The sequence below is a fragment of the Stenotrophomonas oahuensis genome (genome assembly GCF_031834595.1).
GTDB lineage: Bacteria > Pseudomonadota > Gammaproteobacteria > Xanthomonadales > Xanthomonadaceae > Stenotrophomonas > Stenotrophomonas oahuensis.
This window is the reverse complement of the sequence record NZ_CP115541.1, coordinates 2,102,501-2,126,305: the sequence shown is the minus strand read 5'-3', so window position 1 is coordinate 2,126,305 and position 23,805 is coordinate 2,102,501. Positions and strand designations below refer to the sequence as shown.

Sequence of the window (23,805 nt, the reverse complement as noted above, 5' to 3'; positions counted from 1 at the left end):
CCTTACAACCAGGGCAGCATCCAGTGGTCGACCATCAGGAAGGCGAACAGCGCCATCAGGTAGACGATGGAATAGCCGAACATCTTCATCGAGAACAGCTCGTCCGGCGGGTTGAGCATGCGCCAGGCGTACCAGACGAACACGGCGTTCAACACCACCGCGCCGCCGAGGTAGAACAGCCCGCTCATGCCGACGACGACCGGCAGGATGGCGACAATCGCCAACGCGATCGAATACACCAGGATCGACTTGCGGGTGTACGCCACGCCGTGAGTGACCGGCAGCATCGGGATCTTGGCCTTCGCATAGTCTTCGCGGCGGAAGATGGCCAATGCCCAGAAATGCGGCGGGGTCCAGATGAAGATGATCAGCACCAGCAGCGAGGCATACACCCAGTCCATCGGGCCCTGCATGCCGGTGATGGCCGCCCAGCCGAGCATCGGCGGGGTAGCCCCGGCGAGTCCGCCGATGACGATGTTCTGCGAGGTGGCACGCTTGAGGTACACGGTGTAGATCACCGCGTAGCCGATCAGCGAGGCGAAAGTCAGCACGGCGGTGATGACGTTCACCCACATCACCAGGATGGTCATCGACAGTACGATCAGCACGCTGGCGAACACCAGCACCTGCCACGGCTTGACCTTGCCCACCACCAGCGGGCGCCACGAGGTGCGCGCCATCTGCGCGTCGATCTGCGCGTCCAGCAGCTGGTTGATGGCCGCGGCGGCGGAAGCGGCCAGCCAGATGCCCAGGAAGCCCAGCGCGCCGGTCAGCGCCTGCTGCGCGGTCGGCAGACCGGGAATGGCGAGGAACATGCCCACCAGTGCGGTGAACACGATCAGGGCGACGACTTTGGGCTTGGTGAGATCCCAGTACTGCCTGATGCTCATGGCGAAGTACCCGCCGCAGTTTCGGTAGCGCCGACCGTTGGTCGGCCGCCTTCTGCGTCCGGCGCACGCATCCGCGCCAACAGGGTGACCAGCACGAACAGCAACGCCACCGCGCCACCGCTGTGCGCGACAGCCACTTCCAGCGGCAGCGCCAGCTTCACGTTCAGGATGCCCAGGGTGATCTGCAGGACGACCAGCACACCCAGGGCCGTCGCCCAGCCACGCATGCTCGGCAGGCGGAACAGGCGGAACGAGAGCCACAGTAAGTACACGGCGACGATCACCGCGAACATGCGATGCGCCATCTGGATGGCGATACGCGAGGCTCCGTCGAGGACGCCCCCTTCGTAATCCACACCGATGCCGCGCCACAGGGTGAAGCCTTCCTGGAAGTTGTGCGGCGGCCACCACTGGCTGACGCAGCGCGGGAAGTTGTCCAGCGAGGCGCTGCCGCCGCCGCAGGCGAGCGCGGCGTAGTTGGCGCTGACCCAGCCGCCCAGCGCAATCTGCACCACCAGCACGGCTACGCCGACGCGCAACAGGTTCTTCAATGTGGGCGCTTCAACCAGGGTGATCGGCATGTGCGTGGCACGCCATGCCATCCACACCAGCAGCCCGAACATCAGCATGCCGCCGAGCAGATGGCCCATGACCACGATCGGTTTGAGCAGCAGGGTGACCGTCCACATGCCCAGCAGGGCCTGGAAGATCACCACCGCCAGCGTGAGCAGGGCCGCGCGTGAGAGGTCGATGTTGTTCCAGCGCAGCGCGGCGATCAGCAGGATCACCTCGCCAAGCACGGCGATGATGCTGGCGGGCACGTGGTGACCCATCATGTACAGCGGAATGCCGGCCGCCACCAGCACGCAGGCGGTGACCACGGCGGTACTGCCCCAGCGACGGCGGCGGGTGGCGAGCAGCGCCAGGGTGAGGATCTCGATACCCAGCGCGCCGGCCAGGAAACGGTGCACCTGCTCGCGCCAGGCCTTGTGGGTTTCCAGCGGGCGGATCTGGGTGGCGGCGTGGTCGGCCACTTCAGCGGCATGCTGCGGCCAGGTGGCGCGGCCATAGCAGGTCGGCCAGTCCGGGCAGCTCAAGCCGGCATCAGACAGGCGCACGAAGGAGCCGAACATGATGGTGCTGGCCGTCATGATCAGGGCGAACCACGCCAGACGGTGGAAATTACGGTGCAGCGCCGGGCGCGCGGTGGGGTTCATCAAACGGAACTCACTTCAGTTTCAACAGCGTGGCCATGTCCTTGCGCAGACCGGCCAGTTCGAATCCCGGCGCATACCGCATGAGCACGAACCCGTTCGGGTCGACCACATACACAGGCGTGCCGGCGGCATCGTCCACACCCGGCAACACGGCGCGCAGCTCCGGCTGGGGCTGCAGCGCGCGCAGGGCGGGCAGGCCCTGGACCTCGGCCGGCGGCGTACCCAGCCACAGGATCTCGACATTATCGGCCCTATGCCCGAACAGCTGCCACACCTTGGCCAAGTCCTGCGACAAAGTGACGCACTCGGCGGCGCAGCCAAGTGACGGGGCGACGAGGATGCGCCAGACCTGGGAATCGGACTTCCACGGGTAGGGCTGGCCGCTGGCGAGGGTGGGCGGCAGCGCGCGTACGTCCAGGTGCGGTTCGATCATCTGCCCGGTGTTGCGGTGGGCGGTGGGCTGCCAGCCGGAGAAGCGCAGCAGCCCGGCCAGCGCCATGGCCCCGAAGAACAGGCCGAACAGGGCGACCAGGGTCCAGCGGCCGCGGTTGCGGGCTTTGAGCTGTTCCGGGGTGATGGCGTTCATGGGCGGGATTTTCGCATGTTGAGGGGGGATGGGAGGGGGGGGGCGGGGGTGGTCGCGAAGAGCCAGCCGGGCAAGCCCGGCTCTACGGGGGCTTGCGGCGACGCCACTCGAGCACAAGCGCGACCACCAGCACGGTCAACGCCAGCCCGAACCACTGCACGGCATACCCGAGGTGCCGACTTGGCGGCATGGTGTTGGGCAGCAGCTCCAGGTCACGGACATACCCACCCGGCAAGGCCGGGTCCAGCCGCAACACCGAATAAGGCAGCGCGCCCGGCAGCTTCAGCACCGCCGCCACCTCCTGCGGCGGCATCCGGCTGGCCAGCCAGACCCCCGGCTGCTTGGCAGCAGTCATCGCCGGACCCACCGCCAGCCCCGGCGCAGGCGGCGGAGCCAGCAGCCCAGCCAGCTGAGCCGGTCCCTCGCGCGGGGCAATCACCGGCAACGTACGGTCCGCCGGCATCGGCAACCAGCCCAGATCCACCAGCACCACCGCACCGCTGTCACTGCGGAACGGCTGATACACCTTCAGCCCGGCGCGGCCTTCCCGCATCTGGTTGTCCAGCAACACGGTTCCGGCCAGGAATTGCCCATGGTCCTCCACCCAGCGCAGCTGCGGCGGCGCGACCAAGGCGGGTCCCAACGCCAGCGTCTGTGCTCGGGCGGGGACTTCCTGATCCAGCAGCGCCTGCTTCTGCTCCATCCGCTGCAGCTGCCAGCGGCCGAGCAGGCAGAACACCGCCATCACCCCTACGGCAGCCACCCAGCCGATCAGGCGCGTGTGCTGGCGCATCATGACAATCGGGCGCAAACGCGGTGAACTACGTCAACCCGCCCTGCCCTCGAGCCGCGCATGAATGATTCGTTGAAGACCCTGCTGGTAATCGCGTTTCTGATCGTCATCGTCTGGAATCTGGGCGCAGGGCTGTACTACCTGCTGGTGGACCGGGGCCAGACCAAGCGCACCGTCAATGCACTCACCCGCCGCATTGCGCTGTCGGTGGCGCTGATCGCACTGGTGGCGATCGGCATCTACACCGGCTGGATCAAGCCGCACGGGATCGGCGGCTGATCCTTCCGCACCTGCGCTACAGCACGTAGACGAACAGGAACAGCATCAGCCAGACCACGTCGACGAAGTGCCAGTACCACGCGGCGGCTTCGAAGCCGAAATGATTGTCGCGGGTGAAATGGCCCTTGGCCGCGCGCAGCCACATCACCGCCAGCATGATGGTACCCAGCAGCACGTGCGCGCCGTGGAAGCCGGTGAGCATGAAGAAGGTCGACCCATAGATGCCCGAACCCAGGGTCAGGTTGAGCTCCTTGTAGGCGTGGATGTACTCCTCGGCCTGCAGGGTCAGGAAGAACAGACCCAAGGCGACGGTGATGCCCAGCCACACCAGCAGCTGGCGGCGATGGCCGGCCTTGAGCGCATGGTGGGCGATGGTGAGGGTCACACCGGAGGTGAGCAGGATCAGCGTGTTGATCAGCGGCAGACCCCAGGCCGGAATGGTCTGGAAGTGGCCGCCGATGCCGGCCGGGCCGTTGGTCGGCCACGCGGCCGAGTAACCGTCCCAGAGCAGTTCGTTGGTCATCACCCCGTCGCCCTCGCCGCCCAGCCAGGCCAGGCCGAGGGTGCGGGTGTAGAACAGCGCGCCGAAGAAGGCACCGAAGAACATCACTTCGGAGAAGATGAACCACACCATGCCCATGCGGAACGAGCCGTCCACCTGGCGGTTGTAGTGCCCGGCCTGGGATTCGCGCACGACGTCGCTGAACCACCAGAACAGGGTCAGTACCAGCATCGCCAGGCCGACGTAGAAGGTCCACTTGCCCCAGCCGGCGTCGTTGAGCCAGCTGGCCACGCCGACCATGGTCACCATCATCGCGATGGAGCCGATGAAGGGCCACTTGCTGTGCGTGGGTACGAAGTACACGTTGGCGTCGGGACTGTGCTGGGCCATGGTCGGTATCCGTAAGACGGTCAGGGCGCGGAACGGGCAGTGGCCGGCGGCGGGGCCGCGACCAGCTGCGCGCTCAGCGCATCGTTCTTGTAGAAGGTGTAGGACAGGGTGATGGTGGTCACGTTGGCCGGAAGATCCGGGTCGACGATGAAACGCACCGGCATGTCGCGCTTTTCACCCGCCTGCAGGGTCTGCGCGGTGAAGCAGAAGCATTCGGTCTTGCTGAAGTAGCCGGAGGCCTTGGCCGGTGCCACGGAAGGCACCGCACTGCCGACCAGCGCGTGGTCGCTGTCGTTGCGGGCGAAGTACAGCGCTTCGTTGAGCTCGCCGGGCACCACATCCATGCTCAGCTGTTCGGGATGGAAGGCCCACGGCAGGTGCGAGTTGACGCCGCCGTCGAACTCCACCCGCACGGTGCGCTGCTTGCCGACGGCGGTGCCGGCCATGTCGCTGCCGGGCCCACGCTCCAGACGCACGCCGAAGATCTTCTCGCAGGCAATGCGGTACAGCGGCACCAGCGAGAACGTCAGCACGAACACCGCCACTACCACCGCGATCAGGCGCGGCAGTCCGGCGGTGGGTGACGTCTTGGCGGGCTGCACCTCGCTCACCGGCCGATCACCCCGCTCAGAATGAAACCGAGGTACACGGCCACGGCCACGGCACCGACCACCATCGCGGTACGACGGGCGCGGCGGCGGCGCAGGGCCAGGTCATCGAATCCGGAAGGCGTGGTGTTCATCGGCAACCTCAGTGGGTGACGTCGTCGTGGGCCAGATCACCCGGACGGATGACCGGCGGCACGGTGAAGGTATGCGCCGGAGCCGGTGACGGCACCGTCCATTCCAGTCCGCGCGCACCTTCCCAGGAACGGTCCGCCGCCTTTTCCCCATTGCGCAACGAGGCGATCAGGATCGCGGCCATCATGAACGGGGTGACGAACATGCCGAACGCGCCGATCGAGCTGATCAGGTTCCAGTCCGCGAAGGCGACGCTGTAGTCGGGAATGCGGCGTGGCATGCCGGCCAGGCCGAGGAAGTGCTGCGGGAAGAACAGCAGGTTGACGAACACAATGGTCCACCAGAAGTGCACCTGGGCCCACTTCTCGCTGTACATGCGCCCGGTCCATTTCGGCCACCAGTAATACACCGCGGCAATCAGCGCGAACACCGCGCCGGTGACCAGCACGTAGTGGAAGTGCGCCACCACGAAATAGGTGTCGTGGTACTGGAAGTCGGCGACCACGATGGCCAGCATCAGCCCGGAGAAGCCGCCGATGGTGAACAGGATGACGAAGGCCACCGACCACAGCATCGGCGCTTCAAAGGTGAGTGAGCCGCGCCACATGGTGCTGACCCAGTTGAACACCTTCACCCCGGTGGGAATGGAGATGAGCATGGTGGCGAACATGAAGTAGATCTCGCCCCCCAGCGGCATGCCCACCGTGAACATGTGATGCGCCCACACGATGAACGACAGGAAGGCGATGGCGGCGATGGCGTAGACCATGGCCTGGTAGCCGAACAGCGGCTTGCGGCTGAAGGTGGGAATGATCTCGCTGACCACGCCGAAGGCGGGCAGGATCATGATGTACACCTCGGGGTGACCGAAGAACCAGAAGATGTGCTGGAACATCACCGGGTCACCGCCACCGGCGGCATTGAAGAAGCTGGTGCCGAAGAACTTGTCGGTAAGCAGCATGGTGACCGCACCGGCCAGCACCGGCATCACCGCGATCAGCAGGAAGGCGGTGATCAGCCAGGCCCAGCAGAAGATCGGCATCTTCAGCAGGTCGATGCCGGGCGCGCGCATGTTGAGCACGGTGGCGATGATGTTGATCGCGCCCATGATCGAACTGATGCCCGCCACATGGATGGCGAACACGGTGAAGGCGACGTTGTAGCCGCCCTGCAGCGACAGTGGCGGGTACAGGGTCCAACCACCGGCGGGTGCGCCGCCGGGCAGCAGGAAGGTCATCAGCAGCAGGCTGAAGGCCACCGGCAGCAACCAGAACGACCAGTTGTTCATGCGCGGCAGGGCCATGTCCGGCGCGCCGATCTGCAGCGGCACCATCCAGTTGGCGAGGCCGACGAAGGCCGGCATGACACCGCCGAAGATCATCACCAGTGCATGCACGGTGGTGAGCTGGTTGAAGGTTTCCGGCTTGACGAACTGCAGCCCAGGCTGCATCAGCTCGGCGCGGATGATGACGCTCATCGCCGCGCCGATGATGAACATGATGAAGCTGAAAATCAGATACAGGGTGCCGATGTCCTTGTGGTTGGTCGAGAACAACCAACGCTCGAAGAAGCCCTGTTGATGACCGTGATGCCCGTCGTGATCAACTGCGGTATGCGCCATTGCCACTACACCTCATTGGTTCCGCTGGTAGCGACGCGCGCCGTGCGGCGCGCGCGATGGGAAGTCAGACTTTTTCCGGGGCCGGTGCCGGGGCCGGCGCTTCTGCCGGCACGGGCGCTTCGGCCGGTGCTGCCGGTGCTGTCGCTGGCGCGGGTTCCGCCGCCTTGGGCCGCTTCTCCGCCAACCACTTCTGGAAGTCTTCTTTGGACACCGCCTCCACCACGATCGGCATGAACCCATGGTCCTTGCCGCACAACTCCGCGCATTGCCCGCGATACACGCCGACCTGCTCGATGTTGGTCCAGGCTTCGTTGATGAAGCCCGGAATGGCGTCCTGCTTCCAGCCCAGCGCGGGCACCCACCACGCGTGGATCACGTCGTCGGAGGTGATGACGAAGCGCACCTTGGTGTCGACCGGCAGCACCAGACGGTTGTCGACATCCAGCAGGTAATGCGGGTGGCTGTTGCGGTCCGGCACCTGCCCGCTCTGGCGGACGCGGTCGGATTCACGGTCCAGGCGGCTGGTGAAAGCGACGTCCTGGCCCAGGTATTCGTACTTCCACATCCACTGGTAACCGGTGACCTTGACGGTCATTTCCGAATCACGGGTGTCGTAGAACTTGATCAGGTTGGCCGTGGCCGGCCACGCCATCACCACCAGGATCAGCACGGGAATCACCGTCCAGATGATCTCGGCCTTGGTGTTGTGGCTGAAGGTGGCAGCGACCGCGCCCTTGGACTTGCGGAATTTGAAGATGGCGTAGCCCATCGCGCCGAAGACCAGCACGCCGATGATGGTGCATACCCACAGGGAAAACATGTTGGATTCCCAGGCCAGCCGCGAGCTCTGGGTGACCCCCTTGCCCATGTTCAGCTGCCACGGCTTGGGGTCGGCCGACTGGGCCAACGCCAATACCGGTGCGCTCAACGCGCCCCCGAACCCCACTGCCTTTGCAAACGTCGTACCCCACTTTCTGCGTTGCTTCATTGCCTAGACCCTTAGCGTCGTCGGTTGCAGCCATCGCTGGCCGCGAGCAAGCCTTCTGGACGTCGGGTGCAGGCAGGGCCTCCACACGCGCCGGTATCGAGCGCCCGTGGGGGACGCGTCTCGATGGTAGCCCTGCTCTCGCGCGAGCCGCAAGGGTCCATTCACATTTTCAGCAATGTTGCAACACAGCATGACCTCGGCAACCGTTTTGCCGAATTCAGCACAGTTCCTGACGGACTGTCGGAATCGGCCAAATCCCCCTCTATGAAAGGCTATGCGGCGGATGGGAAGGGGCCCGGGGGAGATGTTGCGGGGGCGAAAAAACGCATAAAATGGTCAAGTTCTCCACGAGCCTTCCGGCATGACCGCACCTTCCGCCCATCCCCCCGCAGCGGCCGCCGCTGCTGCTTCCCGCCCGGCCCTGCTCAGCCCCGAGCTGCCGCCCGTGCCCAACCCGTTCCGCCAGGCAATTACCGATGCCTGGATGAAGGATGAGGCCAGTCACGTCACCGAGCTGCTCGCCCAGGCGCGTCTGCCGGCCGACGAGCAGGCCCAGGTGCAGGCCACCGCCGCCGACCTGGTGGCCCGGGTGCGCGTGCGCGCCAAGGACCAGGGGGCGATCGAAGCCTTCATGCGCCAGTACGACCTGGGCAGCGAGGAAGGCGTGCTGCTGATGTGCGTGGCCGAAGCCCTGCTGCGCATTCCGGACCAGGACACCGCTGACAAGCTCATTCGCGACAAGCTGGGCGAGGCCGACTGGAAGAAGCATCTGGGCGGCAGCGATTCGGTGCTGGTCAATGCCTCCACCTGGGGCCTGATGCTCACCGGCCACATCGTCAACATCAACGACGCCACCCGCGCCGACGTGCCGGGCGCGTTCGCGCGCCTGATGGGCCGCGTGGGCGAGCCGGTGGTGCGTCTGGCCGTGCGTCAGGCGATGAAGATCATGGGCCATCAGTTCGTGATGGGCCGCACCATTGACGAAGCGCTGTCGCGCTCGCACAAGGGTGACAACGCCAGCTACCGCTATTCGTTCGACATGCTCGGCGAAGGCGCGCTGACCATGAAGGACGCCAAGCGTTACCTGGAAGACTACCGCCGCGCGATCCACTCCATCGGTGGCGACCACAAGGCCCGTGGCGGCCGTCCGGACGGCGACGTGAACTCGGCCCCGGGCATCTCGATCAAGCTGTCGGCGCTGTACCCGCGCTACGAGCACGCCAAGCGCGCGCGCGTGATGGCCGACCTGGTGCCGGGCGTGCTGGAACTGGCGCAGCTGGCCAAGTCGTACGGCATTGGTTGCACGGTGGACGCCGAGGAAACCGACCGCCTGGAACTGTCGCTGGACATCATTGAAGCGGTGGTGAGCGATGCTTCGCTGGTGGGCTGGGAAGGTTTCGGCGTGGTGGTGCAGGCGTACCAGAAGCGCACCCCGTACACGATCGACTACCTGGCCGACCTGGCCCGCCGCATCGGCCGCCGCCTGCAGGTGCGCCTGGTCAAGGGCGCGTACTGGGACGCGGAGATCAAGCGCGCGCAGATCGACGGTCTGCCGGCCTACCCGGTGTTCACCCGCAAGCAGAACACCGACGTGTCGTACCTGGCGTGCGCGAAGCGGCTGTTCACCCACGCCGATGCGATCTACCCGATGTTCGCCACCCACAACGCGCACACCATCGCGGCGGTGAAGGCGATTGCCAAGGGCGGCCAGTACGAGCACCAGAAGCTGCACGGCATGGGCGATGACCTGTATGCCGAAGTGGTGCCGGCCAACCGTCTGAACGTGCCGTGCCGCGTGTACGCGCCGGTGGGCTCGCATGAGGACCTGCTGCCGTACCTGGTGCGCCGCCTGCTGGAAAACGGCGCAAACTCGAGCTTCGTCAACCGCATCACCGACGAAGACGTGGCCATTGATGACCTGATCCGCGATCCGGTTGAAGCCGTGTCTTCGTTCGATTCCATTCCGCACCCGAAAATCCCGCTGCCGGTTGACCTGCTGCGCAGCCAGAACCACGACAGGAAGAACTCCATGGGCGTCAATCTCGCCAACGACAACGATCTGCGCGCTCTGGCCGAGCAGCTCAACGCGGCGGTGAAGCCGTGGCAGGCAGCGCCGCTGGTGCCGGGCGCACAGCCGACCGGTGCGCAGATCAACGTGATCAACCCGGCCGACAACCGCCAGGTGGTGGGCCAGTGGCAGGCCGCCGACAGCGCCACCGTTGAAAAGGCGCTGGTGAACGCAGTGGCGGCGCAGCCCCAGTGGAACCGCACGCCGGCCGCGAGCCGCGCGGCGATCCTGGAACACGCCGCAGATCAGCTGGAAGCACGCCTGCCGGAGTTCATGGCGCTGTGCGTGAAGGAAGCGGGCAAGAGCCTGCCGGACAGCATCGCGGAAGTGCGCGAGGCGGTGGACTTCCTGCGTTACTACGCCAAGCAGGCCCGCGAGCAGTTCGGCCATGCCGAAAAGCTGCCGAGCCCGACCGGCGAATCGAACGAACTGCAGCTGCATGGCCGCGGCGTGTTCGTGTGCATCAGCCCGTGGAACTTCCCGCTGGCGATCTTCCTGGGCCAGGTGGCTGCGGCGCTGGCTGCGGGTAACAGCGTGATTGCCAAGCCGGCGGAGCAGACCAACCTGATTGGCTACTACGCGGTAAAGCTGCTGCTGGACGCGGGCGTGCCGGAAGGCGTGGTGCAGTTCCTGCCGGGCGACGGCGCGACGGTGGGTGCGGCGCTGACCGCCGACCCGCGCGTGGCGGGCGTGGCGTTCACCGGTTCGACCGAGACAGCGCGTGCGATCAACCGTGCGATGGCGGCGCGTGATGCGGCGATTGGCGTGCTGATTGCGGAAACGGGCGGCCAGAATGCGTTCATTGCCGATTCGTCGGCACTGCCGGAACAGCTGGTGAAGGATGCGATCGGTTCAGCGTTCACTTCGGCGGGCCAGCGCTGCTCGGCGGCACGCGTGCTGTTCGTGCAGGACGACATTGCCGACAAGGTGATGACGATGCTGGCGGGCGCGATGGCGGAGCTGAAGATCGGCGATCCGGGCCTGCTGTCGACCGACGTGGGTCCGGTGATCGATGCGGACGCGCTGCAGATCCTGCGCGACCACACGGTGCGGATGGAGAAGGAAGCGCGCCTGATCGCGGCGGCGGAGCTGAGCGAAGCGGCGGCACACGGCACGTTCTTCGCGCCGCGCGCGTACGAGCTGAAGAGCCTGGACCAGCTGCACAAGGAGATCTTCGGACCGGTGCTGCACCTGATCCGCTGGAAGGGCGATCAGCTGGACGCGGTGATCGACCAGATCAACGCCACCGGCTACGGCCTGACCCTGGGCGTGCATTCGCGCATCGATGAAACGGTTGACCGCATCTCGTCGCGGGTGAACGTGGGCAACGTGTACGTGAACCGCAACCAGATCGGCGCGGTGGTGGGCGTGCAGCCGTTCGGCGGCCAGGGCCTGTCGGGCACGGGTCCGAAGGCCGGCGGCCCGCACTACCTGCTGCGTTTCGCTACCGAGAAGACGGTGACGGTGAACACGACGGCTGCCGGCGGTAATGCGTCGCTGCTGACGCTGGGCGATTGATCGCGATCACGTAGAGCCGGGCTTGCCCGGCTGCTGTTGGATTCGTGCGAACAGCCTTCGGTTCACGGCCTTCCTGGTTTGGCGGGCCGGGATGGGTTTGCGGGACACGCCGTAAACCCATCCATGGGGGCTCGTAGAAAACATCCATGTTTTCTACGGTCCCGCAAACCCACCCCGCCCCACCTTCGACAGGTGATCGGTGGCCACGGGAAAATCCACGGCAACGGCGTGGCTTGCGGATGGGCTATCGATGACACGCATGGCGTGTCACTACGGGGCGTGGCCAGGTAGGGTCGGTCGACAGACGACCGCCGTGAAATCCTCCACGCCCGGTAACGCATGACCCCGGATCAAAACCGCGACCGTTACCGAGCCACCATCAACTTCCGCCAATGCCGGTACGCCACCAACGCGTTGATCCAGAACCCGACATACAGAATCGACGTCAGATGCAGCCCACGGCTGTAGTACAGCGGCACGGCAATGCTGTTCACCAGCAGCCACACCCACCACGATTCCAGCTTGCGCCGCATCATCAGGAACTGCGCAATGACACTCAGCACGAGCACAGCCGAGTCCACAAACGGCGCATGGGCATCGGTCAACCGATGCAGCATCCAGCCATAACCAAACGTGCCCAGCACCGCCACCGGGACCAGCCACACCCAGGCGCGCGGACGCACCCGGGTGATGGGCAGCGGCGCGCCGTGGTCGCCGCGCAGCCACTGCCACCAGCCGAGCACGCTGATGGCAATGAAGAAGAACTGCAGCACCATGTCGGCGTACAGGTGGTTGTGCTCGAACACCAGGGCGAACAGCGCGCAGCCGACGATTCCCATCCACCAGGTGTGGACGTTGTTGCGCCCGGCCAGCAGGATCGAGCCTGCGACCATGACGTTGGCCGCGATTTCCAGCTGGAAGTTGGGGTCGGCGAGGTTCATGCGCGCAGGACAGTCCTTACTCGTTGACGATGCTGCTGATCTCGTCGCTCATCAGCAGGCTGTCGCCACTGTAGCGCTGGAACTTGATGCGGCCAAAGCCTGGGGCATACCAGACCTCGGCACGGCCATCTTCAAAGGTCGTGGTGAGGTGGCAGGTGTTGGCGAAGGTGCGCGGCTTGAAGTCGATCTCCACGTCCAGGTCTTCATAGCCGACGAACGTGTAGTCGGAGAACCCGTCGAACTCGAGATCGGTGACGGTGTCCTGCGCGTGGTTCGTACGCTCGCCCTTGCCGGTGACGGTGAAACGCTCTCCGGGCTTGGCGGTGGCCGGGAAGGTCGGTGCCGGGTCAAAGGTGTCGGTCATTACCGGCGCGGCGGCGTCGCCGCCCCAGGCGGCAATGCCGTAACGGATCTCGGCAAGCAGCTGGCGGCCGCTGCGGTCGTGCACGGTAGCGCTGCTGACGCCGCCACCGGAGGTGGTCACGGCCAGCGCGGACTCGCCGGCCACGGTGGCCTCGCTGATGGACAGGGTTTCACTGCCGTTGGACCAGGACACGCCCGGGGTCAGGGTGAAGCAGGCAGCGAAGTCGCCGGCGGCGAAGGCCGGGGCGGCGATGGCAGACAGGCCCAGGGCCAAAGTGGTGCGAAGCAGAACAGACGACATGCGGTTTCCTTGTCATGAAGCATCGAGCGGTCCGTGCGCCGCGCGCGGGTATGGCCGGGCGCACGGTGAGGGGCGATTGTACGCGGCTGTGGCATGATCGGCCCATGCGCCCGAATGTCCTGCCTCTGCTGCTGGTCATGTGCCTGACCGTCGTGCCTGCGGCCATCGCCGCGCCGACCGAACGCGTACTGGTTTTCACCCACACGGCGAAGTTCCGCCACGATTCCATTCCCACAGCGGTCAGTACGCTGCGCCTGCTGGCCGGGCGCGAGCGCATGGCGGTGGACCAGAGTGAGAACCCGGCGGACTTCAATGCGGCGAACCTGGCACGCTACAAGGTGGTGGTGTTCGCCAATACCACCGGCGATGTGCTGGATGCGGAGCAACAGGCGGCGATGGAGGGTTTCATCCGCGCCGGCGGGGGCTTCGTTGGCGTGCATTCGGCGGCGGATACCGAGTACGACTGGCCATGGTACGGGCGGCTGGTGGGCGCGTACTTCCGCAATCATCCGGAGGGGCTGCAGTTCAGCCGGGTGCAGCCGGAGCGCGATGGCAAGCCGGTGGGCACGTTCTGGCCGGTGCGGGATGAGCTGTACAACTTCCGGAGCAACCCGCGTGGAACGGTGCAGGTGATCGCCACGGTGGATGAGCGCATGTACCAGGGCGGGACGATGGGGGCTGATCACCCGATTGCGTGGTGCCACGCGTTTGATGGCGGGCGCAGCTGGTACACCGGGCTGGGGCATGACACGGCGGTGTACCGGAACCGCGATTTCCAGGCGCACCTGCGGCAGGGGTTGTTGTATGCGGCGGGGCGGAGTGGTGAATGTTGAACAAAAAAGGCCCCGCGTTTGCGGGGCCTCTTTTTTCAGCTTGTTGCGATTAGAACTTGTACTGGAACGAAGCGGCCAGCACGTCGCCACGGACCTTGTACTTGCCCTGCAGCGAGTTGCCCTGGTTGTTGGTGGTGCCGGCGATGTTCACGTTCGGGTCGCTGGTGAACAGGTGGGTGTAACCGAAGTTGTATTCGGTGTTCGCCGACGGGGTCCAGCCCAGACCGAACGACAGCCACTTGCGGCTGGTGTCCGGCACGCGGACGTCGCGGTGGGCGTCGGTGGTCGGGGTCTGGTCGTAAGCCACACCGGCGCGCAGGGTGACGGTGTCGTTCAGCTTGTAGTCGCCACCGATCGAAGCGAAGGTGGTGTCACGGTAGCTGAAGTCCAGCACCGAATCCGGCTGGGCCGAACCGTAGTCGATGGTGACGCTGTCAAACGCGGTCGACCACGCGGTGCGGGTGACGTCGGCCATCATGGTGAAGCGCGGGGTGAAGTTGTGGGTGACGCTGATCGTGGCCGAGGCCGGCAGGGTCACGGTGGCCTTGCCCGAGGTGGTCACGAAACGACCCGGCTGGGCCACGGCCAGCACCTGTGCGGCCGGCGGCGGCACGTCGAAGGTGGCGTCGCCGCCGGTGATCTTGTGCTCGACCTTGGAACGGTAGCTGATGCCGATATGGGTGTCGTCGTTCGGGCTGAACAGGCCGCCCACGGTCCAACCCACCGCGTTGTTATCGCCTTCCATGGTCAGCTTGCCGTCGGCGCTGCCCGGGGCGAAGCCCGGAACGCGGGACTGGGCCAGCGCGGTGCCGAAGTCGATGTTGTTGCTCAGTTCGATGGTCAGGTGCTCAACGAACACCGACGCGCCGAACGACACGTACGGGTTGACGTCGTACGAAGCCGCAAAGCCCAGGTCGATGGCCTTCAGGTCGGTCTTCAGGCCGCTGTAGCGACCCACCCAGCCGTTGTCGTAATCGGTCTTGAAGCCGAACGGTGCGGTCAGCGAGACGCCGAAGTGGGCCTTTTCGCCGATCGGCATGTGGAAGTACGCGGCCGGAACCGGGGCGATCATGCCGGCGTCGCCGCCGTCGCCGCCGGTCTGCGGCTGGCCGGTCGGCTTGCGGCCGGTGCCTTCGAATTCGGCCTTGAAGCTGATGGCGCTCAGGTCACCCTGGACCAGGGTGCCGTCCAGCTGGCGCATGCCGGCCGGGTTGACGGCGATGATCGAGGCGTCGCCGGCGGCGCTGCCGGAACCGGCAAAAGCGCGGCCGAGGCCCTTGGCGCTGTTTTCCTTCAGCTGGAAGGCGGCGGCGTGAACGTGGCCAACGGCCAGGGCACCGGCGATGCCGACGGCCAGGGCGGTGACGCGGGCAAGCGTGGAAGCGGTTTGCATCGTTTTTACTCTCCGGATTTGCGGTGATGTTTGGCAACGCGCGCCTGCACGCTTTCCCACCCGCAAAGGCCGGAAAACATGCGCCGGAGTCCCCTCCCGACATACGACGCCGTATGCGAGTATACCCAGACCGGTTAATGAAACAATAACGCGATAGGCGTATTCGGCCATTCAGCCTGAACGCCTCCTTACCCCGCTCAGACCTGCTCCGGGTTAGGCTGCACCACCCATGTTCGTCTCCCTGCCCTCACGCCGAAAAACCGCCCTGCGCTGGGCCACGCCGCTGCTGTTCACGGCCCTGTGGCTGGCGTTCCTGTGGTCGATTTCTCGGCCGGGCGACGCCCGCCGAAGCCTGTGGCTGGACTGGGGGGCGCTGTCCACCGGGCTGACCCATCCGCAGGACTGGTGGGCGACGCTGCAGGACGGCAGCGTGCTGCGCTTGTTCACCGCCTTGTTCCTGCATGCGGACTGGTCGCACCTGCTGGGCAACCTGGTGTTCCTGTTGATCTTCGGGCTGCCGGCCGAGCGCGTGCTGGGGCCGTGGCGGCTGATCCTGTTGTTCCTGGTGGGCGGGGCGATCTCGAACCTCACCGCGATCTACACGATGGGCAACCCGGACCAGATCATCATCGGGGCCAGCGGCGCGGTGTCGGCGCTGATTGGCGCGTACCTGGCGCTGTTCCCTGGGGCACGGCTGGGGGTGGTGATCCCGCTGGGGCTGTTCCTGGAATTCGTGCGTGCGCCGGCGTACCTGTTGATCGGGGTGTGGGCGGCACTGCAGGTGGTGTTCGCCTACATCGGCCCGAGCTTCGGCATGGTGGCGTGGTGGGCACACATTGCCGGGTTTGCGTTCGGGCTGGGGTATGGGGTCTATGTGCGGGCGGCGATCGCGCGGCGGTTGCGTAAACGCCACGGGTTTTGAGGGTGCGGGCGCACGACCAACGGTCGTGCGCTACCGGGGATCGGAGACCGGTAGGTACCGACCGTTGGTCGGTAACTGAGGCATACCTCAGGGTTTCGGAGCAGGCTTCGCTTCCGACGCCGGCTTTGCCTCCACCGCCGGCTTCTTCGCCGCCTCCGCCTTCTGCTTCGCCGCCACCGAACCCGGCTGCTTCAATTCCGCCAGCGCATCGTTGATCGGACCATCGCCCGGCAGCACATCGCCGGCGGTGTAGCCTTCGCCGCCTTCATCATCGCCGCGCAGGTGACCCGGCAACGTCGCTTCGCTGTAGTCGGTGAGGCTGGCGGGCAGGTCATCGTCGCCATCCTTTTTCTCCGGCAGCAGCACCACGTCCGGCACGATGCCGGTGGCCTGGATCGACTTGCCACTGGGGGTGTAATAGCGCGCCGTGGTGAGCTTGACGGAATCGCCGTTGTCCAACGGCAGTACGGTCTGCACCGAGCCCTTGCCGAAGGTGCGGCTGCCGATCACGCGGGCACGGCCGTTGTCACGCAGTGCGCCGGCCAGCACTTCCGACGCGCTGGCCGAACCGGCGTCGGTCAGCACCACCACCGGTGCGCCCTTGAGCAGGTCACCCGGGGTGGCGTCAAAGCGCGCATCGCTGATCGAGATGCGACCGCGTGTGCTGACGATGTTGCCCTTCTCCAGCAGGTCATCGGCCACCTGCACGGCGGCGGTGAGCAGGCCACCGGGGTTGCTGCGCAGGTCCAGCACCAGGCCCTTGAGCTGGCCGCCAGCCTGCTTCTGCAACTGCGCCACGTGCTTCTGGAAATCGGCACCGGTGTCGGCCTGGAAGGTGCTCAGGCGCACATAGCCATAACCCGGTTCGAGCATGCGGCTGCGCACGCTGGTGACGCGAATTGTCTGGCGGGTGATCGAGACATCGAACGGCTTGGCCTTGCCTTCGCGGACGATGGTCAGCACGACTTTGGACCCGGCCTTGCCGCGCAGCGGCTCGGTGGCTTCAATGGCGCTGATCGGCTTGCCGTCGATGGCAATGATGAGGTCGCCGGCAAGAATGCCGGCCTTCGATGCCGGGGTGTCGTCGATCGGCGCGATGACCTTCAAGCTGCTGTTGTCAGGCTGCTGCTGCAGTTCGACACCGATGCCTTCGTAGGCACCTTCTGCCTGTTCGTCGAAGGCTTCGGCATCTTCCTTGTCGAAGTAGGTACTGTGCGGATCCAGGTCCAGCAGCAGGCCGCGGATGGCCGACTGCATCAGCTTCTTGTCGTCCACCGGGTCCACGTAGGCGGCCCGCACCGCGTTGTACACCCCCACGTAGCGGCGGATCTCTTCCAGCGGCACGCGCGAGGTCACCGCCTCTTCGCTGTTGGCCGCGTCACTGTCGCTCTGGGCGGCCGGTGCGGTCTGCTGCGCCCAGGACAGCGCCGGCAGCAGGGCCAGCAGCAAGGTGGCGGAACGGGCTACGCGCATGAAGCACTCCAGGGTGTGCGGGGAAACATCGTCCCGATTATGCGCGAAGCAGGGGTAAATTCCCGTTGAATGTCAGCGTCGCTGCAGCCACGAGGTGGGATCGACCGGTTGGCCGTTGCGACGCAGTTCAAAGTACAGCGCCGTGACGCCCTGGCCGCCGGAGTTACCGACCTTGGCCACGGCATCACCCTTCTTCACCGCGGAACCGGCATCGCGCAGCAGGGTGTCGTTGTGCGCGTACAGGCTCATGTAGCCGTTGCCGTGGTCGACGATGAGGATCATGCCGTAGCCGGTCATCCAGTCGGAGAACACCACGGTGCCATCCGCTACGGCGGTGACCGTGCTGCCGGCGTTGGCCCCGATGAGCACGCCGCTGCTGGTGCGGCCATCGGGCAGCTTGCCGCCGTAACGGGCGAGCAGATTGCCGGACAACGGCCAGCCCAACCCGCCGACCTTCGGGGCCGGCGCGGAGGCGACCTGCGGCGGCACCTTGGTGGCGCGCGGCGGCGGCTTGGTGCCGCTGGCGGCGGCTTCGCGTTCGGCCTTCTCGGCGGCCGCCTTTTCGGCCGCGGCCCTGCGCGCGGCAGCGCGGCGCTCGGCTTCGGCGCGCGCGGCGGCGGCGCGCAGGTTGGCGAGCAGGGTTTCCAGTGCCTTGGCATCCTGGCCCAGCGCCTTTTCGCGCTCGCTGCGGTCCTTGAAGCGCTCGTCCAGGTTGGCCACGGTGGCGGCGCGGTCGCGGCGGTCCTTGGCCAGTTCGGCGGCCTGCTGCTTCTGCTGCTGGCGGGTGCCTTCCAGTGCCTGGCGACGCTCGGTGATCTGCGCTTCCAGCGTTTGCAGTTCGGTCAGGTCGGCGGTGAGTGTGCCGATGCGGCGGGCGCGCTCGCGCTGCAGGTAGCGGTGATACGCCAGGCTGCGGTTGGCGTCGGCCACGCGGTCCTGGGACAGCAGCAGCTTCAACGGTGCGTGGTTGCCGATGCGGTAGGCGGCCTGCAGCAGGGAGGCCAGCTCCTTGCGCTGCTGCTCCAGGCCCGTTTCCAGCTCGACGCGGCGCTGCTGCGCCTGTTCGAGTGCGCGGGTTTCAGCCTGCAGGGCGGTTTCGGTCTGGGCCAGCACGCGCCCGGTGCGCGCCACCTTTTCATCGGCCTCGCGCAACTGCCGCGAGGCCTGCCCACGCTGGCCTTCCAGGCTGCGCCGTTCCTGCGCCACGCCTTTCAGTTCGGTGCGCAGCTTCTGCAGCTTGCGTTCGGTTTCCTTGGACGTCTGCGCCGGCAACGGAGCCGGCAGCAGCAGGCTGGCCACCAGCAGCAGCGCGGTCGCCAGCAGCGGCCCACGCGCTTTCATGCCCTGCGCGGCGATGGATTTGTTATCCCGGCGTGAGGAAAAAGCGTTGGCGCGCAAGGGCTTTCCAGTGACTTCAGGCAGATGCGGATTGCAGCACTGCATGGTGACATTCCTGCACGCGGCCTGCCAGCCGCTCATACGACCGAAGAGGACCTCATGAGACAGTTTTCGCTCCCGCTGTTGTTTGCCCTGCTGCTGCCCGTCGGGCCGGCGTGGGCGCTGGAGGACGTGAGCAAGGTCAACGGCAGCATCAAGGTGGAGGCCGGGCAGGCGTTTGGCGATCTGGAGACCGTCAACGGCAGCATCCGGGTAGGTGCCGGGGCAACCACCCATAGCGTCGAGACCGTCAACGGCGGGATTGATATCGAAGAGGGCGCGCGCACCGGCGGCGTGTCCACGGTCAACGGCAAGATCTCTCTGGGCCCGCGGGTCACCGCGGGCGGCACTGTTGAAACGGTGAATGGCAGCATCTTCGTTGACCGCGGCGGCCAGATCGAGGGCGGCGTTGAGACCGTCAACGGTGGCATTGGCCTGGTCGAAACGCGGGTGCGCAACAGCATCAAGACGGTCAACGGTGACATCACCGTGGGCATCGGTTCGCAGGTCGAGGGCGGCATCCACATCGAAAAGCCCAACTTCAGCATCTCGCTCAACGCGCCGCGCAAGCCGCGTGTGATCATCGGGCCGAAGGCCTCGGTCGCGGGTGAGCTGAAGTTCGAGCGCGAAGTGGTGCTGTACGTGCATCGCACCGCCACCATCGGTCCGGTGAATGGTGCGGAGCCGATTCCGTACGACACCGATACCGCGCCGCAGGATTGATACCCTTTTCATCCGGTGCCCTGCCCGGGTACCGGCCCTTAGTCACCAGGAATTGATGATGCCCCGCAAACTTCTGCTGTGCCTGGCCGCCACTGCCGCGCTGACCGCGTGCAAGGGCGAGCCCGAAGCCCCCGCCGCCGCGCCTGCGCCGGCCACTGACGCCGCTCCCACGGCGAGCGCGCATGCGTTCTCGCCCGAGATCAATGAGGCCGACTTCGGCGAACTGGTCAAGACCCTGGCCTCGGACGAGTTCGAGGGCCGCGCCCCCGGCAGCGCCGGCGAAGAGCGCACGGTGAACTACATCCGCGACCAGATGCAGCGCATCGGCCTGCAGCCGGGCAACGGCGACAGCTGGTTCCAGGACGTGGCGATGACCGAAACCACGGCCGATGAGAGCACCGCTCTGAAGCTGGACCAGGCCGGCAAGGCGCGCGACCTGAAGTTCGGCACTGACATGGTGATCGGTACGCGCAGCGGCCAGCAGGAAGTGAAGATCGACGGCAGCGACCTGGTGTTCGTCGGCTACGGCGTGGATGCGCCGGAACAGAAGTGGAACGACTACGCCGGCCAGGACTGGAAGGGCAAGACGGTCGTCATGTTCGTCAACGACCCGGGCTTCCACGTCAACGAGGAGAAGCTGTTCGACGGCAAGCGCATGACCTACTACGGCCGTTGGACGTACAAGTTCGAAGAGGCCGCGCGCAAGGGTGCTGCCGCCGCGCTGATCGTGCACGACACCGCAGGCGCTTCCTACGGCTGGGATGTGGTGAAGAACTCCTGGGCCGGCCCGCAGTACGACTTGCCGGCCAAGGGTGATCCGGAACCGCGCCTGCCGGCGCAGGGCTGGCTGAGTGCGGATGCCGCGCGCCAGCTGTTTGCCGACGCCGGGCTGGACCTGGACCAGGCGTACAAGGATGCCAACAAGCGCGGCTTCAAGCCGGTGCCGCTGAAGGCGAAGATGTCGGTGGACCTGAAGAGCACCATCAGCGAGAAGACCTCGCGCAACGTGGTGGGCGTGCTGCCGGGCAGCAAGCAGGCCGACGAAGCGGTGCTGTACATGGCGCACTGGGACCACCTGGGCAAGCACGAGGGTGAGCAGGGCGACAACATCTACAACGGTGCGGTGGACAACGCGACTGGCGTGGCCGGCATTCTGGAAATCGCCGGTGCGATGGCGCAGCAGAAGCCGGCCCCGGAACGTTCGGTGGTGTTCCTGGCGGTGACGCTGGAAGAGTCGGGCCTGCTGGGCTCGAAGTACTACGTGACCCACCCGACCTTCCCGCTGGACAAGATTGCCGGCGTGATCAACATCGACGCGATGTCGGTGGCTGGGCGTGCCAAGGACATGACCGTGACCGGCTTTGGCAGCTCCGAACTGGAAGACATCCTGAAGCCGCTCGCGGCCAAGCAGGACCGTACGCTGCACGGTGAGACCTCGGTGCAGAGCGGGTTCTACTTCCGTTCGGATCACTTCAACTTCGCCAAGGCGGGTGTGCCGGCACTGTATGCCGACGGCGGCGAAGACCTGCGCGACGGTGGCGTGGAAGCCGGCCGCAAGGCGGCTGAGGCCTACGGGCGTGATCGTTACCACGGGCCGAAGGATGAGTACGACCAGGCCACCTGGAAGCTGGACGGCACGGTGGAAGACCTGCAGCTGCTGTACGGCGTGGGTCAGGAGCTGGCGACCGCTGGCAAGTGGCCGAACTGGTACGAGGGCAACCCGTTCAAGGCGGCCCGCGACGAGATGATGAAGGGCAAGGTTTCGGAGCCGGCTGCGAAGTAAGCGGCGGGGTTCGGTTCAATCAGGAACGGCATCCTTCGGGGTGCCGTTTTTGTTTGTGCTGTCTGGGGTTTGATGCAGCCAGCGGCAGTCGATCAGGTATCAGGGAAGCGCGGGTTTGTTTGTCGGGAATTGGTCGCCCGGGCGCGTGGCGACGCGTTCATCGATGCGGTGCGTCGGTGCTACTGTGGCGCGGGTCGCACGATAGTCGACCGCCGATGTCGTGTCCGCGTTCGATGGGGCATGACCAGAATCGGAGGGAACGCGTGATGTCACGCGTTCGATTGCACGGGTCCATGCGTTATAGCAATCACCCAGGTTATCGGCCGTCGTCTTGCGACCGACGCTACCAGTCCCGACCATCCCCAAACACCCCAATCCGGTTAGCCCGTGGTTCCGGTATTTCGCGCACAAAGAAAAACCCCGCTGCGTGAGCAGCGGGGTTTTGGGTGTAAACCCTGGCGATGACCTACTCTCGCATGGCTTGAGCCACACTACCATCGGCGCAGCTGCGTTTCACTTCCGAGTTCGGGATGGGATCGGGTGGTTCCACAGCGCTAATTTCACCAGGGAGACGGTTGGAGCAGCGCGTTGCGCCAGCTCGGCATGTTTCCCACGGGTCACACGACCAACGGTCGTGTGCTACCGGAAGAAAAACCCCGCTGCGTGAGCAGCGGGGTTTTGGGTGTAAACCCTGGCGATGACCTACTCTCGCATGGCTTGAGCCACACTACCATCGGCGCAGCTGCGTTTCACTTCCGAGTTCGGGATGGGATCGGGTGGTTCCACAGCGCTAATTTCACCAGGGAGACGGTTGGAGCAGCGCTATCAGCGCCTGTCTCGCATAGTTCTTGTGACGTAGCGTGCACTTGGATGCTCTTACGACGCTGTCGTAAAGCCAAGGCAACTTGAGGTTATATGGTCAAGCCACACGGATCATTAGTATCAGTTAGCTCAATGCATTGCTGCACTTACACACCTGACCTATCAACCACATAGTCTATATGGTTCCTTCAGGGGGCTTGTGCCCCGGGAGATCTCATCTTGAGGCGCGCTTCCCGCTTAGATGCTTTCAGCGGTTATCGCTTCCGAACATAGCTACCCGGCAATGCCACTGGCGTGACAACCGGAACACCAGAGGTTCGTCCACTCCGGTCCTCTCGTACTAGGAGCAGCCCCTCTCAAATCTCCAACGCCCATGGCAGATAGGGACCGAACTGTCTCACGACGTTCTGAACCCAGCTCGCGTACCACTTTAAATGGCGAACAGCCATACCCTTGGGACCGACTACAGCCCCAGGATGTGATGAGCCGACATCGAGGTGCCAAACACCGCCGTCGATATGAACTCTTGGGCGGTATCAGCCTGTTATCCCCGGAGTACCTTTTATCCGTTGAGCGATGGCCCTTCCATACAGAACCACCGGATCACTAAGTCCTAGTTTCCTACCTGCTTGATCCGTCGATCTTGCAGTCAAGCACGCTTATGCCTTTGCACACAGTGCGCGATGTCCGACCGCGCTGAGCGTACCTTCGAGCTCCTCCGTTACTCTTTAGGAGGAGACCGCCCCAGTCAAACTACCCACCATACACGGTCCCCGACCCAGATAATGGGCCCAGGTTAGAACGTCAAGCACGACAGGGTGGTATTTCAAGGATGGCTCCACTGCAGCTAGCGCCACAGTTTCATAGCCTCCCACCTATCCTACACAGACGAACTCAACGTTCAGTGTAAAGCTATAGTAAAGGTTCACGGGGTCTTTCCGTCTTGCCACGGGAACGCTGCATCTTCACAGCGATTTCAATTTCACTGAGTCTCGGGTGGAGACAGCGCCGCTGTCGTTACGCCATTCGTGCAGGTCGGAACTTACCCGACAAGGAATTTCGCTACCTTAGGACCGTTATAGTTACGGCCGCCGTTTACTGGGGCTTCGATCAAGAGCTTCGCCTTGCGGCTGACCCCATCAATTAACCTTCCAGCACCGGGCAGGCGTCACACCCTATACGTCCACTTTCGTGTTTGCAGAGTGCTGTGTTTTTGATAAAC

Annotated in this window: 20 protein-coding genes and 3 rRNA genes (1 of these 23 running past the window's edge); 6 read left to right on the top strand and 17 right to left on the bottom strand. The window is 65.2% G+C overall.

The window, feature by feature from the left end:
- Window positions 1-2: 2 nt before the first annotated feature.
- From cyoE to PDM29_RS09270, 4 genes are all read right to left on the bottom strand, one after another.
- Window positions 3-890, bottom strand: a complete 888-nt coding sequence (cyoE, locus tag PDM29_RS09285; RefSeq protein ID WP_311193538.1) for a heme o synthase — start codon at window positions 888-890, stop codon at window positions 3-5.
- A complete protein-coding gene (locus PDM29_RS09280) occupies window positions 887-2,107 on the bottom strand; it encodes a COX15/CtaA family protein (protein ID WP_311193537.1) in 1,221 nt (406 codons plus the stop codon). Before PDM29_RS09280 ends, cyoE begins: the two co-directional genes overlap by 4 nt.
- Before the next feature lie 10 nt (window positions 2,108-2,117).
- Window positions 2,118-2,693 carry a hypothetical protein gene (locus PDM29_RS09275; RefSeq protein ID WP_311193536.1) on the bottom strand — a complete coding sequence of 192 codons (576 nt, stop codon included), beginning with the start codon at window positions 2,691-2,693 and terminating at the stop codon, window positions 2,118-2,120.
- 82 nt (window positions 2,694-2,775) lie between these two features.
- Window positions 2,776-3,489, bottom strand: coding sequence for an SURF1 family protein (locus PDM29_RS09270; protein ID WP_311193535.1), 714 nt, complete (start codon window positions 3,487-3,489; stop codon window positions 2,776-2,778).
- 57 nt (window positions 3,490-3,546) lie between these two features.
- Between PDM29_RS09270 and PDM29_RS09265 the strand changes: the two genes are divergently transcribed.
- Window positions 3,547-3,765 carry a twin transmembrane helix small protein gene (locus tag PDM29_RS09265; protein ID WP_125360266.1) on the top strand — a complete coding sequence of 73 codons (219 nt, stop codon included), beginning with the start codon at window positions 3,547-3,549 and terminating at the stop codon, window positions 3,763-3,765.
- Between the two features lie 16 nt (window positions 3,766-3,781).
- Here the strand turns inward: PDM29_RS09265 and PDM29_RS09260 are convergent, their stop codons facing one another.
- The 5 genes from PDM29_RS09260 to coxB form a co-directional block, all read right to left on the bottom strand.
- On the bottom strand, window positions 3,782-4,657 hold the full coding sequence (locus tag PDM29_RS09260) for a cytochrome c oxidase subunit 3 (RefSeq protein ID WP_311193534.1): 876 nt from the start codon (window positions 4,655-4,657) through the stop codon (window positions 3,782-3,784).
- A 20-nt stretch (window positions 4,658-4,677) separates the two neighbouring features.
- Complete coding sequence (locus PDM29_RS09255) at window positions 4,678-5,268, bottom strand: cytochrome c oxidase assembly protein (protein ID WP_425508734.1); 591 nt, start codon at window positions 5,266-5,268, stop codon at window positions 4,678-4,680.
- Window positions 5,265-5,399: a hypothetical protein gene (locus PDM29_RS09250; protein ID WP_311193533.1), complete on the bottom strand. Its 135-nt coding sequence runs from the start codon at window positions 5,397-5,399 to the stop codon at window positions 5,265-5,267. Before PDM29_RS09250 ends, PDM29_RS09255 begins: the two co-directional genes overlap by 4 nt.
- Before the next feature lie 8 nt (window positions 5,400-5,407).
- Window positions 5,408-7,018, bottom strand: a complete 1,611-nt coding sequence (gene ctaD, locus PDM29_RS09245) for a cytochrome c oxidase subunit I (protein WP_311193532.1) — start codon at window positions 7,016-7,018, stop codon at window positions 5,408-5,410.
- Window positions 7,019-7,082: 64 nt separating this feature from the next.
- The gene (gene coxB / locus PDM29_RS09240) at window positions 7,083-8,006 is read right to left on the bottom strand and encodes a cytochrome c oxidase subunit II (protein WP_311193531.1); all 924 of its coding nucleotides are present in this window, start codon (window positions 8,004-8,006) and stop codon (window positions 7,083-7,085) included.
- 361 nt (window positions 8,007-8,367) lie between these two features.
- Here coxB and putA point away from each other — a divergent pair, with 361 nt between their 5' ends.
- The gene (gene putA, locus PDM29_RS09235) at window positions 8,368-11,592 is read left to right on the top strand and encodes a bifunctional proline dehydrogenase/L-glutamate gamma-semialdehyde dehydrogenase PutA (RefSeq protein WP_311193530.1); all 3,225 of its coding nucleotides are present in this window, start codon (window positions 8,368-8,370) and stop codon (window positions 11,590-11,592) included.
- Between the two features lie 365 nt (window positions 11,593-11,957).
- Here putA and pnuC read toward each other — a convergent pair whose 3' ends face one another.
- Complete coding sequence (gene pnuC / locus PDM29_RS09230) at window positions 11,958-12,533, bottom strand: nicotinamide riboside transporter PnuC (protein WP_311193529.1); 576 nt, start codon at window positions 12,531-12,533, stop codon at window positions 11,958-11,960.
- A 16-nt stretch (window positions 12,534-12,549) separates the two neighbouring features.
- Window positions 12,550-13,197, bottom strand: coding sequence for a hypothetical protein (locus PDM29_RS09225; protein WP_311193528.1), 648 nt, complete (start codon window positions 13,195-13,197; stop codon window positions 12,550-12,552).
- Between the two features lie 104 nt (window positions 13,198-13,301).
- On the opposite strand from PDM29_RS09225, the gene PDM29_RS09220 reads away from it, so the two are divergent.
- Window positions 13,302-14,030 (top strand): ThuA domain-containing protein, encoded by a 729-nt coding sequence (locus PDM29_RS09220; protein WP_311193527.1) that lies wholly within the window; start codon window positions 13,302-13,304, stop codon window positions 14,028-14,030.
- Window positions 14,031-14,079: 49 nt separating this feature from the next.
- Here PDM29_RS09220 and PDM29_RS09215 read toward each other — a convergent pair whose 3' ends face one another.
- Window positions 14,080-15,423 carry an outer membrane protein transport protein gene (locus PDM29_RS09215; RefSeq protein WP_311193526.1) on the bottom strand — a complete coding sequence of 448 codons (1,344 nt, stop codon included), beginning with the start codon at window positions 15,421-15,423 and terminating at the stop codon, window positions 14,080-14,082.
- 229 nt (window positions 15,424-15,652) lie between these two features.
- On the opposite strand from PDM29_RS09215, the gene PDM29_RS09210 reads away from it, so the two are divergent.
- Window positions 15,653-16,345, top strand: coding sequence for a rhomboid family intramembrane serine protease (locus tag PDM29_RS09210; protein ID WP_311193525.1), 693 nt, complete (start codon window positions 15,653-15,655; stop codon window positions 16,343-16,345).
- 87 nt (window positions 16,346-16,432) lie between these two features.
- Here the strand turns inward: PDM29_RS09210 and PDM29_RS09205 are convergent, their stop codons facing one another.
- A complete protein-coding gene (locus PDM29_RS09205) occupies window positions 16,433-17,818 on the bottom strand; it encodes a S41 family peptidase (protein WP_311193524.1) in 1,386 nt (461 codons plus the stop codon).
- Between the two features lie 72 nt (window positions 17,819-17,890).
- Window positions 17,891-19,216, bottom strand: coding sequence for a murein hydrolase activator EnvC family protein (locus tag PDM29_RS09200; RefSeq protein WP_311193523.1), 1,326 nt, complete (start codon window positions 19,214-19,216; stop codon window positions 17,891-17,893).
- Between the two features lie 99 nt (window positions 19,217-19,315).
- Between PDM29_RS09200 and PDM29_RS09195 the strand changes: the two genes are divergently transcribed.
- Window positions 19,316-19,978, top strand: a complete 663-nt coding sequence (locus tag PDM29_RS09195) for a DUF4097 family beta strand repeat-containing protein (RefSeq protein WP_311193522.1) — start codon at window positions 19,316-19,318, stop codon at window positions 19,976-19,978.
- A gap of 58 nt (window positions 19,979-20,036) precedes the next feature.
- The gene (locus PDM29_RS09190; protein WP_311193521.1) at window positions 20,037-21,761 is read left to right on the top strand and encodes a M28 family metallopeptidase; all 1,725 of its coding nucleotides are present in this window, start codon (window positions 20,037-20,039) and stop codon (window positions 21,759-21,761) included.
- 453 nt (window positions 21,762-22,214) lie between these two features.
- Here the strand turns inward: PDM29_RS09190 and rrf (PDM29_RS09185) are convergent.
- The 3 genes from rrf (PDM29_RS09185) to PDM29_RS09175 form a co-directional block, all read right to left on the bottom strand.
- Window positions 22,215-22,329, bottom strand: a 5S ribosomal RNA gene (gene rrf / locus PDM29_RS09185).
- Window positions 22,330-22,450: 121 nt separating this feature from the next.
- Window positions 22,451-22,565: ribosomal RNA gene (rrf, locus tag PDM29_RS09180) — 5S ribosomal RNA — on the bottom strand.
- Window positions 22,566-22,676: 111 nt separating this feature from the next.
- Window positions 22,677-23,805: ribosomal RNA gene (locus PDM29_RS09175) — 23S ribosomal RNA — on the bottom strand; it runs 1,749 nt beyond the window's last position.

What these genes read in the sequence shown, in the direction of transcription:
- PDM29_RS09220 (WP_311193527.1), top strand. Translation starts at nt 13,302, where the DNA reads ATGCGCCCGAATGTCCTGCCTCTGCTGCTGGTCATGTGCCTGACCGTC.
- PDM29_RS09195 (WP_311193522.1), top strand. Translation starts at nt 19,316, where the DNA reads ATGAGACAGTTTTCGCTCCCGCTGTTGTTTGCCCTGCTGCTGCCCGTC.
- PDM29_RS09250 (WP_311193533.1), bottom strand. Translation starts at nt 5,399, where the DNA reads ATGAACACCACGCCTTCCGGATTCGATGACCTGGCCCTGCGCCGCCGC.
- PDM29_RS09210 (WP_311193525.1), top strand. Translation starts at nt 15,653, where the DNA reads ATGTTCGTCTCCCTGCCCTCACGCCGAAAAACCGCCCTGCGCTGGGCC.
- PDM29_RS09205 (WP_311193524.1), bottom strand. Translation starts at nt 17,818, where the DNA reads ATGCGCGTAGCCCGTTCCGCCACCTTGCTGCTGGCCCTGCTGCCGGCG.
- PDM29_RS09190 (WP_311193521.1), top strand. Translation starts at nt 20,037, where the DNA reads ATGCCCCGCAAACTTCTGCTGTGCCTGGCCGCCACTGCCGCGCTGACC.
- PDM29_RS09275 (WP_311193536.1), bottom strand. Translation starts at nt 2,693, where the DNA reads ATGAACGCCATCACCCCGGAACAGCTCAAAGCCCGCAACCGCGGCCGC.
- coxB (WP_311193531.1), bottom strand. Translation starts at nt 8,006, where the DNA reads ATGAAGCAACGCAGAAAGTGGGGTACGACGTTTGCAAAGGCAGTGGGG.
- PDM29_RS09270 (WP_311193535.1), bottom strand. Translation starts at nt 3,489, where the DNA reads ATGATGCGCCAGCACACGCGCCTGATCGGCTGGGTGGCTGCCGTAGGG.
- PDM29_RS09265 (WP_125360266.1), top strand. Translation starts at nt 3,547, where the DNA reads ATGAATGATTCGTTGAAGACCCTGCTGGTAATCGCGTTTCTGATCGTC.
- putA (WP_311193530.1), top strand. Translation starts at nt 8,368, where the DNA reads ATGACCGCACCTTCCGCCCATCCCCCCGCAGCGGCCGCCGCTGCTGCT.
- PDM29_RS09280 (WP_311193537.1), bottom strand. Translation starts at nt 2,107, where the DNA reads ATGAACCCCACCGCGCGCCCGGCGCTGCACCGTAATTTCCACCGTCTG.
- pnuC (WP_311193529.1), bottom strand. Translation starts at nt 12,533, where the DNA reads ATGAACCTCGCCGACCCCAACTTCCAGCTGGAAATCGCGGCCAACGTC.
- PDM29_RS09225 (WP_311193528.1), bottom strand. Translation starts at nt 13,197, where the DNA reads ATGTCGTCTGTTCTGCTTCGCACCACTTTGGCCCTGGGCCTGTCTGCC.
- cyoE (WP_311193538.1), bottom strand. Translation starts at nt 890, where the DNA reads ATGAGCATCAGGCAGTACTGGGATCTCACCAAGCCCAAAGTCGTCGCC.
- ctaD (WP_311193532.1), bottom strand. Translation starts at nt 7,018, where the DNA reads ATGGCGCATACCGCAGTTGATCACGACGGGCATCACGGTCATCAACAG.
- PDM29_RS09260 (WP_311193534.1), bottom strand. Translation starts at nt 4,657, where the DNA reads ATGGCCCAGCACAGTCCCGACGCCAACGTGTACTTCGTACCCACGCAC.
- PDM29_RS09215 (WP_311193526.1), bottom strand. Translation starts at nt 15,423, where the DNA reads ATGCAAACCGCTTCCACGCTTGCCCGCGTCACCGCCCTGGCCGTCGGC.